Raw genomic sequence first — 15,278 nt, 5'->3', positions numbered from 1 at the left:
CAATTTATTACATGAAAACCATTAAATCCGTAGTACTGGCATCTTTATGCCTTTTGTCTATTCATACATTTGCTCAAAAAAGCTCAAAAAAGGATGATCTGGTAACGATCAAAACGGAACAGGGAACCATGCAGGTGATCCTGTTTGATGAAACGCCGAAACATAAAGCCAATTTTATAAAACTTGCAAAAGACAAGTTCTATGACGGATTGCTTTTTCACCGTGTTATTGAAGGTTTCATGATCCAGGGCGGCGACCCGGAATCTAAAAATGCCAAACCCGGCGACATGGTTGGAAAAGGTGATAACGGGTATAAAATTCCTGCCGAATTCAGCCCGAAGCTTTTTCACCAAAAAGGCGCACTTGCCGCCGCTCGTGACAACAATCCAACGAAGGAATCGAGCGGATGCCAGTTTTATATCGTACAGGGTAAAAAGTGGAACAAGGCAGATCTTGCTAAACAAACCGCCAGGGCAGCCCGTAAAATTACAGATGAACAAAAAGCTGTATACGAAACCGTTGGAGGAACACCTCATCTCGACGGCTCTTACTCTGTTTTTGGTCAGGTGATCGATGGTATTGATGTCATCGATAAAATCACTTCTTACCCGCGTGATGATCGTGACCGTCCGGAGAAAAATATTGTAATGAAGGTTTCTGTTAAAAAAGTAAAAAAGAAAAAGATCATGAAGAAGTACGGATGGAACTATGAAACTGGAATTTCTGCCCGTAAATAACAACTGCATTGACTAAAAAACGAATTCTCATCACTGGTTCTAACGGACTTTTAGGCCAAAAACTGGTTGAATTACTGACAGGCCAACCGGATATCGATACCATAGCCACTGCGTCCGGGAAAAACCGGCTGCCTTTTACCAATGGTTATCAATATCATGAAATGGATATTACAGATCCGCTTCAGATTGATGATGTTATTGGCAAGACTAAACCGGATGTGATTATCCACACTGCCGCCATGACAAATGTGGATCAGTGTGAAATGGAAAAAGAAAATTGCTGGAAGTTAAATGTTACGGCAGTGGAACATCTTATTGCTTCATGCAAAAAATACAATGTTTTCCTGGAGCATCTTTCTACCGACTTCATATTTGACGGAACAGCCGGACCTTATCAGGAAGAGGATGCGCCCAATCCGGTTAGCTTTTACGGATGGAGCAAATACGCGGCGGAAAAACTTGTCACAAGCTCCGACATTCGCTGGGCTATTGCAAGGACTGTTTTGGTATACGGTATTGCCCATGATATGAGTCGCAGTAATATTATTTTGTGGGTTAAAAAATCATTGGAAGAAGGAAAAGCAATTAAGGTTGTAACGGATCAGTTTCGTACACCAACATTGGCGGAAGATCTTGCAGAGGGATGTTTTTTAATTGCAAAACAGGAAGCTGAGGGTATTTTTAATATCTCCGGAAAGGATTTTCTTACACCTTATGAAATGGCAGTGATGACTGCCGATTATTTTGGTCTGGAAAAATCACTGATAACGCCAACGGATGCTTCTGCTTTTACACAACCTGCAAAACGTCCACCCCGAACCGGTTTTGATTTAAAAAAATCCCGAAACGTACTGGGTTATGAACCGCATACATTCCGGGAAGGAATTGCCTTATTGGCTGAGCAAGCGATTACTAAAACAGATTGATCATTATTTTTCAATTGCAGAAAGATCCAGTAAAAATCCCGGAAATAATGGTTCTCCCGAAAGCTGCATATCTAAGCCAGCATATTCAGAAATTTCATTACCTTCAGAATAAACATACACTTTTTCTTCAAACCTGTCGATTAACCAGCCAAGCTGACACCCGTTATCCATATACTCGTCCATCTTCTTTTTCAGATATTTCAGGTCATCGGACTTGGAACGAATTTTAACGATAAAATCAGGACAAACCGGAGCAAATCTTTCCTTGTCTTCGGCCGATAGCACATCCCACTTCTCCCGGGCAATCCAGAATATATCCGGAGATCTTACAGCACCGTTAGGAAGTGTAAAACCGGCTGAGGAGTCAAACAGTTTTCCTGGAATCTTTTGGCTGTGAAGCCACATACCCAGTTCAATTAAAATATCTGAATTAAAGCTGCCAGTAAAACTTCCTGTTGGAGACATAAATATTATATTTCCATTACTATCCCGTTCAAAGTCAAGCATATCATTCATCAGGCAAAACCGGAAAAACTCATCCTCACTCATGATATCCCCAACTTTCAGGGTAACGGGCGTATTCATAATCCTTCTTATTGTTTTAATGGCAATTTAGTAATTATCAAGCACTTTAAAAATGCCTGATAATATCATGATTTTTATCAATACAATTTCTCATAATACTCCCTGGCCATACGATCAGAATTAAATTCTTCACTGACGTCGTTCATACTATTCAGTACCATTTCCTGCCACTTTTTATGATTCTCATAATACGTTGGAATCACTTCATTTTCGAGTTTATCCAGCAAATTGTCGCAATCTGTTTTGTTGATGTCGTTTCCTTCCGCAACAGGTAGTATAAATGAATTTTCACCGTCTTTTGCAAATTCGCAGATCCAGCCATCATAGGTTGATAGGTTTAGCGAAGCGTTCATAGCGGCTGTCATACCACTCGTCCCGGATGCTTCACGCGTGACAACAGGCGTGTTCAGCCATACGTCCGAGCCGTCTTTCAATAGTTTCGAAAGTGCAAGTTCATAACCTGTCAGCACCGCCATATTATTGTAATGATGACTCAGGTAAAAGAGATGATTAAAGGTATTAATGGCACCGTCATCTTTTGGATATGGTTTCCCTGCCCAGATAATCTGCACCGGCTGATCGGTATTGCTTAGTATCTTTTTCAAACGCTCTATGTCCCACACAAGCATGTCAGGCCGTTTGTACGCAGCAAACCTGCGTGCCCAAACGATCGTCAGCACGTCAGGATCAAATAATTTCCCGCACTGGTCAGCAACCGTTTTGAACAAAACTGTCTTCAGTTCTTTTTTCCGGGAAGAGATCGTTTCAACGTCTTTTGTCAGACGGGCCTTTTCAAGCGTTTTATCTACCCAGTAAGTGTTGTTCTGAGCATTGGTAATATGATCGATCGGAGCAATTTTCGGATATGCCTTCCACATGCTCCGGGAAACTTCACCGTGCAGTTTTGAAACTCCGTTTGCTTTTCTGCTCAATGTCAGTGCAGCAAGTGAATGGTTGAAAACATCACCTGTATTCCCGCTTATTTTCCTGACAACATCCAGTGATAATCCCGAGAAAAAACCAAGTCCTTCCAGAAATTGCATGTTATGTTTTTCGTTTCCTGCCTCTTCCGGCGTATGAGTAGTAAACACGACCTTTTTCTTCACATCCGCCACCTTGCCTAGTTTTTTATACAAATAAAAAACAGCAGAAACAGCATGCGCTTCATTGAAGTGATAAACCTGTGGCTCATATTTTAATTCTTCCAAAAGACGGGCACCGCCAATTCCCAGCACCATACATTGGGCCACTTTCATGGTTACATCAGCATCGTAAAGTGAATAGCTGATTGCCCGTGTGCTGGTATCATTACCATCGGTATCTGTCGTGAGCAGGAACAACGGCGCCGATTGAAAAGTATCCGGCGGAAGATAATATGCAGCTACCCAAACCTGTTTTCCAAGAATCGGGATTTGATATCGGATGCCTGTATCCTGCAGATAATGGTAAATTTTTTCGTGAAATTCAGGTTGCATACTTCCGTCGGCTTTGCGGCCCTGGTCGTAATAGCCGTTTTTCCAAAGCATTCCTATGCCAATCAGGTTTTGCTTGAGTGCATACACGCTGCGCATGTGTGAACCAGCCAGGAATCCCAGACCGCCTGAATAGATTTTCAGTGCCTGGTCAACGGCAAACTCCATGGAAAAATACGCGACTGACTTTTTGTAGTTTTTATCCGGGATGAAGGGATGTTTATATGGGAGTGAAAATGGTGCTTGTGGCATCTATCAGTGGATTAGCGTTAGCAAAGTTTGAAAAATCAAAACAACTAATCTAATAAAATTATGCCATTGCGCTGAAATTTAATAATATACGTATCTTCACTTCACATAATAATCACACTAAACATTCATGATACTACTACGGGAAATAGACTGGCAGGACTTTATCGAAGAATTAGTGACAACCCTTTTGATTGGCTTACCGTTACTCGCCGGAATTTGGTTTTGGAATAAAAAGAAAAAATAAACTCTAATTTACCACTGACTACACAGAGTTTAACGCGGAGTTTCTCTGATTTTCAATTAAATAGAACAGCGAAACTCTGCGTTAAACTTATATAATTCAGCGTTCACTAATCCACCATTCTACCGCTTACCTGAAATAATCCCTTGCACTTCCTTCCTCTTCAACAAATCTATACAACCATCAGTATTATTATTCTTATCTTGCTTTTTTATTAAACAATTAGAAGCTTTGCAAATGTCTCAGGAGCATTCCACATTTTGCCTTAGTATATTTTCTGCCGACAAGGTTAGCTGATGTGGGTTTAGAATATAACAAAAAAAACAGAGCATCCAAATATCAAAGATGCCAGCAGTTTTAATCTGTACTTGACTGTAAATTTATTATTTGCTGGTTTAGAATGACACAGTTCTTAACAGCAACCTTTTTTGAGTATTTAGTTAGCTAGTGATTTGGATGAGTATAAATTTCAAAAAAGGACACATTAATTCATTGGATGGCATTAGAGGAATCGGGATATTGTTAGTGCTTTCTTTTCATTGCTGCGGAAATATTAATGTCTATCCATTAAATTTTATTTCTGAAATAGGATGGGTTGGAGTAGATTTATTTTTTGTTCTCTCCGGATTTTTAATTACCGGAATACTTATTGACGCAAAAGGAAAAGAAAACTATTTCAAATTTTTTTTTATTAAAAGAGCTTTAAGAATATTTCCACTTTATTACTTAACTCTCTTTGTAGTGTTTATGGCCCTAACAATCCCGGGAATAAACAATATCAACCCCGTATTTGACAAACGATTAATTCAAGATAGTGTTTATTACCTGACATTCACTCCAAATTTACTATTTTCATTTAAGGGTTGGGGAGTAACGGATCTTCTTAATCATTTCTGGTCTCTGGCAATTGAGGAGCAGTTTTATCTAGTCTGTCCATTTATAATTTTTTATCTGGATACTCCAAAAGCACTTGGCATCTTTATAGCACTAATCGTAACAGCCTTATCGATAAGAAATTACAATGTGAATAGTGACTTTAGTTATGTATTTACATTTTCCAGATTGGATGCTTTAAGTACTGGATCTATACTTGCAATTTTAATACGCAAACATAATAATTTGGTGAATAAAATTGCATTACCTATCTTTTTAACCACAATAATATCATTGTCAATAATTTGTTACATCTCTCCCAACCTTTATTTTAGAAATCCATACTTTGTAAGAGGTGGGTATACTTTATTTGCTTTATTATTTGCGAGTATTATCGCATTTATCTATGACACAAAGCAAGTTGGAATTTTCATAAACCGAATTTTAAGTTTTAAATTTCTCACATTTTTTGGCACATACTCCTATGGCATTTACATTTATCATTGGCTTTTGTACAGAGGGGTTTATGTTTACTTAGAAAATAAATATGTATTTTCTAAGGCCTATATCATATTATTTTTATTTGCTGTTGTGCTTGTCAGTGTAATAAGCTATCATACTTTCGAAATTTATTTTTTACGTTTTAAATACCGGCTCACTAATAGACCTGAATACGACAAATTAGTCTAAAAATCCTGGAACAATATTACATTAATGGTGTACTTACTGTCTGATCATATTTAAGGTGCTTTGGAAAAAGCTCAGTATACCGCAAATCCCAATTAAGCGAAACTCTGCTTTGAACTTCCGAAACTCCGCGTTTAAACAATCAGCTTAAACAAAGAAAACTCCCATTCAAAAGCGACTCTTTGTTATACAAAAACGGTTCACCATTTGGCTTGGTTACTGTACCTCCACTATGCGTTAGAACGGCCTGCCCGGCGGCGGTATCCCATTCCATTGTTGGTCCCTGGCGGAAATAAATATGAGCCAAACCTTCTGCCAGCAGGCAAAACTTCAGAGAACTTCCAACCGATACACTTTTCACAACCGGAAATTTTGCAAGCATTTCTGCCTCCTCGGGAGAACTGTGCGTACGGCTTCCAACAGCTGTCCAATCACTTGATTTCGTATCTGTTTTTAGCGGTGTTTTGATTCCTTCTGCATCGATTTTCCAGGCGCCGTCAGAGTCGCTTCCGTAATACATAATGTTTGTAACGGGCACATAAATCACACCCAGAACAGGTTCGTTGTTATAAATCAAAGCGATGTTTACGGTAAACTCGCCATTTCTTTTTACGAATTCCTTGGTCCCGTCCAGCGGATCCACACACCAGAAATAATCCCAGTTTTTACGTTCGTTGTAAGGAATGTGACGTCCTTCTTCCGACAGAATTGGTATTTCAGGAAAGTAAGCCTTTAACCTTTTTGTGATCACTTCATTGGAAGCTTCATCGGCAAGTGTCAGCGGCGAATCGTCCGATTTGTAAGTAACGGTATCCGATTTTTCAGGATCGTTATAAATTTTCAGAATCGCTTCTCCGGCTTCCCTCGCGATAGACAAGAGCTCATTTATATCTATTTGTATCATTGTTTTAGCTTGATTACAGAGCCGACATCCTGCTGGTTACCGAACGCAACAACTCTTCCTGCGCTTTTCTCTTTAACAGATCTTCAGGTTTCAGCTGCTGCCTTACTTCCTGTTTCATTTTATGGTTAATTTCAGAAAAAGTATCTATTTCTTCGGGGGTAAAGTTGCGTTCGTTTTCATTCCGGAAATATTTTTTATATCCCAGTTTTTCAAGCGTGTCTCCGGCAACCTGCTCAAAAATCAGAATATCTTCTTCGCTTAGTTCTTTCAGAAATTTGTTATGATTATCGGACAAAACAGGCTTCACTACATTCTGCCACATCAACCCTGAATTCGCTGTTTCTTTGGATTCACTGGATTGATGGTATTCCATGGCTTCATCGGAATATTCTGCTCCTATAAAACTGCATAATTCTTCCAGAACCGTTTGCGGCCGGCCAAGCAAATCTTCATATTTCACCTGAATGACCCGCTCAGGACCTAATAACTCCCGAAGTTTGATTGATGCTTCCTGCTCTGTTTTCCACTGTTTGGCAATGTGATAAATGTGTTTTTCACCTACAATCGCCTTCTTAAATGATAAAGCAACGTCTCTTCCATCTCTGAATAAGTGTAAATACAAAGGTTTTTCTGCATATTTTTCCAGCTCTTCGGCGTAACGAATATTGGCCATGCTTTTACACATCCAAATGCAGGCACCTTCACTTTCTGCCTTTATTTCGTAAATGACACGTGTTATTTCAATAAGGGTCGGACTTGTAACTCTATCAATAATTACCTTCCGATCCAAAAGAACTCCCGCCCAGGGAACAGGATTATACTCCACTAAAAGACACACATCCTCAACCAGTTGCGCCAAATTACCGGGGACGTTTAAATCTCCATAAGCCGGAAGCAGCGGCATAAACCTTTCCAGAATGTGAGGCGGATGCGGTGCAGAAACTCCTTTAAGCTGATTTAACATCAGGCGCAGCAAGTTGGAACCCGACCGCTGGGTACCGATCATTTGAATACAAACCATTTTATAAAATCAATAATCCTGCAACTCCCGCCGCAGGTATGAGATAAACCGGATCAACTTTAAACCTCATCACCAGAAGCTGGGCAATAACAAAAATGATCACGGTAAAAATTGTAAAACCATTGTTTGCCATGATTGTATAAGCCGCCGAAACGATCATGCCGATAATGGCTGGGCGAAGCCCTTTGAAAACCGCAATCAAAGCAGTCGATTTGCTAATTTGATTGAAAAATCGGGTACAAACAATCGTCAGGATGGCCGTGGGAAGAAATATGGAAATCGTTGCATTTAAAGCTCCCCAAAATCCGGAAAGTTTGTAACCGATAAAAGTAGCGCTGACGAAAATAGGTCCGGGAGTAATTTGTCCCATAGCAATTGCATCCACGAATTCTTTGTTGGTTAACCACTTCATCCCGTTCACGATAATTTTCTGCATCGTTGGGATAATTACATATCCGCCACCGAACTGGGTTAAGCTCATCGAGGAAAAAGTCAGAAATATTTGTCTGTGCAGGTTAAGCAAAACATTTTGTCCGTTGTAAAAAAAGACAAATGCGCCAACCGCCGTAATCAGGATAATGGAATAGGTAATTCCTTTTCCAGCCTGTTCAATCACCACTACTTCCTTTTTATCTTTCTTTTTTACCTTAACGGTTTTGGCTGTTTTTTTCTGGTTGTAGTAAAAATAACCAATCAGGCCGCTGACGATTAAAACAATTAATGTTGTCAGATAAGATTTTGAAAAAGCAACGATAGCCGCGGCAGCAATGGCAATGATACCCTGTGGCCAATCTTTAATATTTTTCTCTCCCATACTCACAGCCACGCTGAGGATCACCGCCGCAACGGCCGGAAGAACACCACTGAAAAAATGGTTCATGGCAGGAATATCACCATATTTAAAATACAAATGGGAAAGTACCAGCATAAGTACAAACGACGGAAACAAAACGGCGATAATACTGACAAAGGCGCCTTTGATCCCACCAAGTTTATATCCCACAAAAGATACCACATTCACTGCCATTGGCCCCGGAAGAACTGAAGCCAGTGAAATACCTTCCATAATCGTTTCATTTTCAATCTTCCCGTCTTTCTCTGCTACCCTTTTTTGAATCATTGAAATCACGCCCATAAACCCGCCCCAGGAGGTTGCACCTATTCGCAGGAATGTAAAAAAAAGATAGGTCAGGGTTACTTTCATTCTTTAAATTTTATTGAGTATGCAGTCCGCAGGAAAGTAAAAGTAATGGACGTCGGGCGAAGCAACAGCGTTTTCTTTTTTCCGGCCAAAACAAGTACAGCAAAGTCCAATCGCTTTTTTGATGCTGTATAAATTTTAGTTTACAATGTACGGCAAAAGTTGTTCTTTTTTGATAAACTCCGCCCGGTAAGGCATAATGCTACTCTTGAGCATCCAAAGGAACCTGCCAGCCTTGTTTGTCAGTACAACGGTATTTGTTTTGGAACTGCATTGAAGAATGGCATCACGATCAACCTGATAGGCACTTCCCATGCGTGCAGTATAAATTGAAACAGGAAGATTTATATTGGTAGTCAGTTCTGATTTTTTACCGGCTTCGTCCAGCTTAAACGCCAGAGTCCTGGATAATTGTTTGCTTGTTCCGTTGTCGAACAGCATCAGTTCACCATTGACATTGCGATGCACGGCGTGTCCCTGATCAAAAATACCTTCTTTTGGAATAACAAAATCTCCGCCCCTGCCGAATTTCCAGATGACCTTCCCCGACCTTGCATCCAGTTTCCATATCTGTCCGTTGTTGTAAAATGAGATCAGGTAATTGCCATCTTTATCAAAACTGACACTGTTTGCATGCATCCAGTCTTTTTTCTCTTCCAGGATTTTTTTGTCGTCAAGCGGGTTTAGTTCATCAAACACCGACCAGCTCCATACTTTTTTGCCTTTCCGGTCCAATACCAGAATTCCGTCACTTTTAACGGTATCCTGTTTTGTCCCGCCAATTTTACTAAGATCAAATATTTTCTTTTGGACGCTTAATGTGACGATCTGGTTTTTATCGTTCAGAATAATTTCGTGGTGTATTGTTTCTTTAAAATCCTTTTCACCCTTTTTTAGATGAAGAAGGGTATCTCCGGTCATCGAAACTTCCAGTATTTCATTTCCGTAGCTGGTTGGATATTCCTCAGTTCCTAAAATGGAAAGCAATGTTTGATTTTGTGTAAAGTGCACCGTTTTAAAGCCCGTTCCGTTCACCTGGTGGTACCAGCGGATTTCACCTTTTTGATCCAGGATAAAAATAATCCCCGGCGTTTCCCGTCTTGAAATCAGGATATAACCTTCTTTAAAAACCTTGGGAATCACATTGGAATCAGGAGCGGTAACTTTGAAAAAATCCTGAATCCACATCGGATAGCCTGGTGTGGAAAAAGTATAGCTTTTACTCTTCGATTCAGAACCGTCTTTTGATGTAATGATACGGTAATTATATTCTTTTTTAGGACGAAGATTGGTCAACATCAAACGATGGTCCTTAGTTTGTTTTGAAACCAAGGAAACAAACCGCTGAAGCGAATCGCCTTTTTGCCAGTATTCTATCCTGACATCCTGTGTATTTTTTGTTTTTACATCAATCCGGACCTTTAAAGTATTATGATCCGGCGCACTCATGCTGATGGTTTCTATTTCGCCCGTTGTTGAACAGGCAGCTAAAAACCAGATAAAAAGCAGCGGTATTATTCCTTTAAAAATGTATTTCATCAGATATGTAATGACCTTTTCCGGTTTTGTAAATATAAAGGAAAGTCGCGAAGTAAAGGTTTATTAGACACAGCCTAAAAAGACAGCGGGCAACATGCAGCTTATGCACATTGCCCGCCGAAATGTATTAAAACTTATTGTCTGCCTGTATTGACAAGGTTCGGGTTGATATCAGCCTGCGCTTGTGGATACGGGAAGTATTTGTGTTTTGAAATATCAATTGCAGCCTGTTTTCCAACAGCCGTCAGATAGGTATTTACGACACTTTGATATTTGCCCATGCGGATCAGATCCTGTCTGCGTTTGCATTCAAAGAAAAATTCCCATCCGCGTTCCTGCAAAATAGCATCACGCAGACCATCTTTTGTGAAGGTCGCAGCAGCACCTAAAACCGTTGCTTTTGAACGGGCTTTTACCTGGTTGATCAGCGAAATACTTTCTGCATTTGGTCCGTTCAACTCATTCAGCGCTTCTGCGCGGCAAAGCAAAATGTCGGCATAACGAAGGATTGGAATACCGTGCCCATCATAATAAGTTTTGGAACCTGCCGGATCTGCGTACTTTTTGGTAGCCACATCCGGAAGAAAATAAACACCTGCCGGAGGATTTGTCTGACCGGCAACGGGCTGCTGATAACGCAATCCATCAGAACCAATGTAGTCATAGAAAAATGATTCACGTCGTTCGTCTGTTTTTGCATAGCTATTCCAGAAATACCACGATACGGCATAATACTGCCAGCGATCTGTTACGATCGGGTTATTCAAAGGACCGAAGTGATTCATCAACTCGGTTCCGTCATTTAATGCATCTGCCAAAGCACTGAAAATAAACTCTTTGCACCATTTGTTGCTCTCTGCAAACAAACCGCCGTAAGTCGGGAACAACTCATATTGTTTCAGGTCCATCACCTGCTTGGCCACGTCTGCTGCTTTTTGCCAGTCGTGTTCACGCATGTAAAGTTTACAGAGTAATGAAAGCGCTGCACCTTTGGTCGCACGGCCCACATCGTTGGTTGGATAAACCGCATTGCCAACATAATTCAAAGGCAGGTTTGCAGCCGCATATTCCAGTTCCGCAATGATAAACTTGTTGATATCTGCCAACGGTGTCGGTTCAGGCTTGGATTCATAAGCCGGCGCTTCCACGTCTTTTTCTGTCATAAGGATAACCGGCCCAAACGAATCCGTTAAGTCCATGTAACCCAGCGCGCGAAGAAATCTTACTTCAGATAAAAACTGCTTTTTCTCCGTTTCAGTAAGGGTAGCGATTTTTGGAACGTAGTACAAAGCATTGTTTGCATCGGCAACCAGTTTGTACTGATGCTGCCAGGCAAAGTTTACATACTTGTTACTCGTCGACCACTTGCTGTCCGAAAGCTGTGAAATATCTCCCGCCTGGAAAGAGTGACCAATATCGGTAGTAAAATCAGTGATAGCCATTTGAAAACCGGCATAATACTGATACGAATCACTGATACCGCTTGGCTGTTTTAATCTTGCATACACTGCGTTAACAGCCGCAACGGCATCCGCTTTGGAGCGGAAGGCGTTTTCATCTGTAAGGGAGCTGTATACTTTCGGTTCTGCCAGTTTTTCGCAGGATGAAAGAAATAATACAGCAAAGAAAGGAATGATATACTTTTTCATAATTTTTAAATCACCTTATTAAAAATTCAATTTCAGACCAACAGTGTAAGAACGGAAAGCAGGATATGCGTTGAAATCAAGACCAGCTCTCAGGTTTGCATCGCCGCCATTTGTATTTACTTCCGGATCGGTACCGCTGTAATTGGTAAATGTCAACAGATCCTGGCCAGTTACATAAACACGTAAACTGCGCATGCCAAGTTTTTTCAAAGGCACATTGTAGGCTAGTGTAAGTGTTTTCAGTCTCAGATAAGATGCGTTTTCAACAAACCGCGAATTAACATAACCACCGTATTTTGAAGTAAAATATCCGTTTGAAGGAATTTCCGTATCCGTGTTAGTCGGCGTCCAGCGATCCAGTGCGTCTTTACCAGAGTAGGTTTCCATTAAAAGACGGTTCATGTTGTAAAGACTGTAATCCAAAGCACCCTGGAAGAATATATTCAGCTCAAAACCTTTGTATGCCAAATCGTTATTGAAACCAAGAATATAATGCGGGTTTGCGTTTCCAAGAACCTGACGATCAGCTGTGGTAATGGCTCCGTCACCGTTTAAATCTTTGTATTTTGGTTCTCCTGCTTTCGACAGTGGCTGAGGCGTGTAGGTTTCGCCTTTTTGAATAACACCTTCATATACATAACCGAAGATTTCGCTCAGCTCGCGTCCTACAACCAGTTCGGTAAAATCTGCTGCCGGTACAGCTCCGTCTGGGTTGGCAGTCTGCGTTCTGATGTATGGCCTGCCGCCCAGATCCGTTGCTTTTTGTTTGTTGTAAGCAACATTCAGCGTTGTAGTCCATCTAAAATCGTTGGTAGAAATGTTTCTTGAAGTAACCGACAATTCAACCCCCTTATTTTCAATAGAACCAGCATTTACAGTCTGTGTACTGAATCCCCACCATTGTCCGATCGGAATATCCATAATCAGGTCATTGGTTTTTTTGTGGTAGTAATCAGCTGTTGCAGTAATTTTTCCGCCAAGGAATCCCATGTCTACACCAACGTTCGTCTGTGCCGTACTTTCCCATTTCAAATCAGGATTGGAAGCTCTTGTTGCGACCACACCACCGTACAAATCGCTGCCTGTACCTAGGGAAACACCAGTCGGCCCGAAGGTAGACATATAGATATAATCCCCGATGCGGTCATTACCCGTAACTCCATAACCTGCTCTGAATTTCAGATCAGAAAAAACCTTGTTACTTTTCATGAAATCCTCATCAATCACACGCCATGCAACCGAACCCGACGGGAAGTAACCCACCCGGTTGTTAGGCCCGAAACGGGAAGATGCATCTGAACGCAGTGTGAAAGTAGCCAGATATTTATCTTTAAAACCATAATTCAAACGACCATAAAAGGAAGCAAGTTTTGCTTCAATTCTTGAACTCGTTGCCGCAATGCGTTCCGCCCCACCACCCAGATTGTAGTATAAATAGGTATCGGTAGTAAATTTCTGAACCTGCGTGTAGTGCGCATCACGAACATCCGACTGGCGGGAAAATCCTGCAAGAGCTGTTAATGAATGTACTGTTCCGAAGTTCTTTTTATAAGTCAGGTAAGTTTCAAGCAGGTTTCGTGTAGTGCTTATATCGTTTACACTTGCTTGTCCTTTTACCTTTTCGCCCGATACCAAAGTAGTTGGCAGGTAATTTCCTTCTTTCGTGGTTGCATATTCAGTACCGCCGTTTACGCGCAGAGAAAGTCCTTCAATAAACTCATACTCAGCAAATACGTTTGCATTCAGCTTGTTAACATAACGGTCGTTAGTTGGTTCAAGTAACCATGCTAAAGGATTGTCACGTCCTTTCCGTCTTCCGTAAGTTCCATCAGCATTATAAGCCGGGATTGCAGGAGATGTTAACAGCAAACCATAAAGTACATTGGAAGGTACAATGTTACCATCGTAGGTTTTGTATTGAGAAAATGAACGTGAACCGTACATGCTCGCACCGGCCTTAAATTTGTCGCCGAATTGCTTGTCCACATTCAAACGTGCCGAATAACGATCATAATCCGTTTTTTTCAAAGCGCCGTCCTGAGCAAAATAGTTACCGGAAAGCGAGATTTTGGTATTATCATTTCCACCGCTTATGTTGATGTTGTGGTTATGTACAACGGCACTGCGTGTTGCCAGTTTAAACCAATCCGTATTCACGTTGCTTGCAAGTTCCGCTGCTGAATATTCCGCAGGATTTCCAAGTTCAGCAGCTTTCTCGTTGGTTACCCGCATTGTTTCCTGTGCATTCATCAAATCCGGTTTTTTACGGATCTTCTGAATACCATAATAACCATCGTATTCAATAACCGTTTTACCAGCTTTTCCTCTTCTTGTCGTGATCAAAACAACGCCATTTGCACCACGTGAACCATAAATGGCCGTTGCAGAAGCATCTTTCAAAACCTGAATTTCCTCAATGTCACTTGGGTTGATGTCTTTTCCTGTTTCTGAGGGAAAGCCATCGACTACATACAGAGGTTCGTTTGTTGATGAAATTGAGTTTCCGCCGCGAATACGAACAACGGTTGAACCGCCGGGAGCCGCATTCGCCTGGCTTACCTGCACACCGGAAGCGCGCCCCTGCAAAGCCTGCGCAACGTTGGAAGTCACACCTCCCAAATTCAGGTTTTCATGAGAAACCGAACTGATCGCGCCGGTAAGGTCCTTTTTCTTTTGTGTACCATAACCAATTACTACAAGCTGATCAAGGGTTTTGGCATCCTCCTCCATCGTGACGGAAAACTGGTCTTTATTACCAACGGTAACCTCTGTCGTTTTGTAACCAATAAAAGAAAAACGAAGTACGGCCTGGCTGTTTGGTACCTCCACGGAAAACATTCCCTTCGCATCGGTAAGCACTCCGGTATTTGTTCCTACAATAGAAACATTTGCACCGGGAATCTCACCTCCTTTTGCATCCGAAACAGTTCCCGACACACGGCGTGCGTCACCCGCAGCCGGCTTCGTCTGCTGGGCGTAACCCCTTCCGGACAAAAAGAGTGAAACAAAAATGAGTGTAAATAAAAGTCTGGGTGTCATTTAAACTGTGTTTGGGGTTAGAAATAAATTGTTTTGACAAAGCGCTGCCCATACGGAAGAAATTCATCTTCCGAAGTGCTTGAATACAAATATTTTAAAGGAACAAAACAAATATATAAATTTTATGTGCTCGTACACACACAAAATTAAAT

The 15,278-nt window shown here is 41.1% G+C and carries 11 protein-coding genes; 3 read left to right on the top strand and 8 right to left on the bottom strand.

Annotation, left to right across the window (positions count from 1 at the left end; translation table 11 throughout):
* The first annotated feature begins 11 nt into the window (after positions 1-11).
* Positions 12-737 (top strand): peptidylprolyl isomerase, encoded by a 726-nt coding sequence (locus E0F88_RS20685; protein WP_131960188.1) that lies wholly within the window; start codon positions 12-14, stop codon positions 735-737.
* A gap of 8 nt (positions 738-745) precedes the next feature.
* On the top strand, positions 746-1,663 hold the full coding sequence (locus E0F88_RS20680; protein WP_131960187.1) for an SDR family oxidoreductase: 918 nt from the start codon (positions 746-748) through the stop codon (positions 1,661-1,663).
* A 3-nt stretch (positions 1,664-1,666) separates the two neighbouring features.
* Here E0F88_RS20680 and E0F88_RS20675 read toward each other — a convergent pair whose 3' ends face one another.
* Positions 1,667-2,248: a Uma2 family endonuclease gene (locus E0F88_RS20675; RefSeq protein WP_131960186.1), complete on the bottom strand. Its 582-nt coding sequence runs from the start codon at positions 2,246-2,248 to the stop codon at positions 1,667-1,669.
* A gap of 77 nt (positions 2,249-2,325) precedes the next feature.
* Positions 2,326-3,972, bottom strand: coding sequence for an alpha-glucan family phosphorylase (gene glgP / locus E0F88_RS20670; protein WP_131960185.1), 1,647 nt, complete (start codon positions 3,970-3,972; stop codon positions 2,326-2,328).
* Positions 3,973-4,669: 697 nt separating this feature from the next.
* Here glgP and E0F88_RS20665 point away from each other — a divergent pair.
* Positions 4,670-5,776 carry an acyltransferase family protein gene (locus tag E0F88_RS20665; RefSeq protein WP_131960184.1) on the top strand — a complete coding sequence of 369 codons (1,107 nt, stop codon included), beginning with the start codon at positions 4,670-4,672 and terminating at the stop codon, positions 5,774-5,776.
* Between the two features lie 139 nt (positions 5,777-5,915).
* Here the strand turns inward: E0F88_RS20665 and cysQ are convergent, their stop codons facing one another.
* From cysQ to E0F88_RS20635, 6 genes are all read right to left on the bottom strand, one after another.
* On the bottom strand, positions 5,916-6,677 hold the full coding sequence (gene cysQ, locus E0F88_RS20660; protein WP_131960183.1) for a 3'(2'),5'-bisphosphate nucleotidase CysQ: 762 nt from the start codon (positions 6,675-6,677) through the stop codon (positions 5,916-5,918).
* 13 nt (positions 6,678-6,690) lie between these two features.
* Positions 6,691-7,683, bottom strand: coding sequence for a sulfotransferase family protein (locus E0F88_RS20655; RefSeq protein WP_165940118.1), 993 nt, complete (start codon positions 7,681-7,683; stop codon positions 6,691-6,693).
* A gap of 16 nt (positions 7,684-7,699) precedes the next feature.
* The gene (chrA, locus tag E0F88_RS20650; RefSeq protein WP_131960181.1) at positions 7,700-8,902 is read right to left on the bottom strand and encodes a chromate efflux transporter; all 1,203 of its coding nucleotides are present in this window, start codon (positions 8,900-8,902) and stop codon (positions 7,700-7,702) included.
* Positions 8,903-9,037: 135 nt separating this feature from the next.
* Positions 9,038-10,438 (bottom strand): aryl-sulfate sulfotransferase, encoded by a 1,401-nt coding sequence (locus E0F88_RS20645; RefSeq protein ID WP_131960180.1) that lies wholly within the window; start codon positions 10,436-10,438, stop codon positions 9,038-9,040.
* Between the two features lie 134 nt (positions 10,439-10,572).
* Entirely contained in the window at positions 10,573-12,087 is a 1,515-nt protein-coding gene (locus tag E0F88_RS20640; protein WP_131960179.1) for a RagB/SusD family nutrient uptake outer membrane protein, read from the bottom strand.
* Positions 12,088-12,105: 18 nt separating this feature from the next.
* The gene (locus tag E0F88_RS20635; protein ID WP_131960178.1) at positions 12,106-15,126 is read right to left on the bottom strand and encodes a SusC/RagA family TonB-linked outer membrane protein; all 3,021 of its coding nucleotides are present in this window, start codon (positions 15,124-15,126) and stop codon (positions 12,106-12,108) included.
* Positions 15,127-15,278: the final 152 nt, after the last annotated feature.

Origin of the sequence: Dyadobacter psychrotolerans (assembly GCF_004349265.1) — a bacterium.
GTDB lineage: Bacteria > Bacteroidota > Bacteroidia > Cytophagales > Spirosomataceae > Dyadobacter > Dyadobacter psychrotolerans.
The sequence above is the reverse complement of the archived record's forward strand: the minus strand, read 5'-3'. Positions and strand labels throughout refer to the sequence as shown.

Coding starts and splice junctions, on each gene's coding strand:
- E0F88_RS20685 (WP_131960188.1), top strand. CDS start 12: ATGAAAACCATTAAATCCGTAGTACTGGCATCTTTATGCCTTTTGTCT.
- E0F88_RS20675 (WP_131960186.1), bottom strand. CDS start 2,248: ATGAATACGCCCGTTACCCTGAAAGTTGGGGATATCATGAGTGAGGAT.
- glgP (WP_131960185.1), bottom strand. CDS start 3,972: ATGCCACAAGCACCATTTTCACTCCCATATAAACATCCCTTCATCCCG.
- E0F88_RS20665 (WP_131960184.1), top strand. CDS start 4,670: ATGAGTATAAATTTCAAAAAAGGACACATTAATTCATTGGATGGCATT.
- cysQ (WP_131960183.1), bottom strand. CDS start 6,677: ATGATACAAATAGATATAAATGAGCTCTTGTCTATCGCGAGGGAAGCC.
- E0F88_RS20655 (WP_165940118.1), bottom strand. CDS start 7,683: ATGATCGGTACCCAGCGGTCGGGTTCCAACTTGCTGCGCCTGATGTTA.
- chrA (WP_131960181.1), bottom strand. CDS start 8,902: ATGAAAGTAACCCTGACCTATCTTTTTTTTACATTCCTGCGAATAGGT.
- E0F88_RS20645 (WP_131960180.1), bottom strand. CDS start 10,438: ATGAAATACATTTTTAAAGGAATAATACCGCTGCTTTTTATCTGGTTT.
- E0F88_RS20640 (WP_131960179.1), bottom strand. CDS start 12,087: ATGAAAAAGTATATCATTCCTTTCTTTGCTGTATTATTTCTTTCATCC.
- E0F88_RS20635 (WP_131960178.1), bottom strand. CDS start 15,126: ATGACACCCAGACTTTTATTTACACTCATTTTTGTTTCACTCTTTTTG.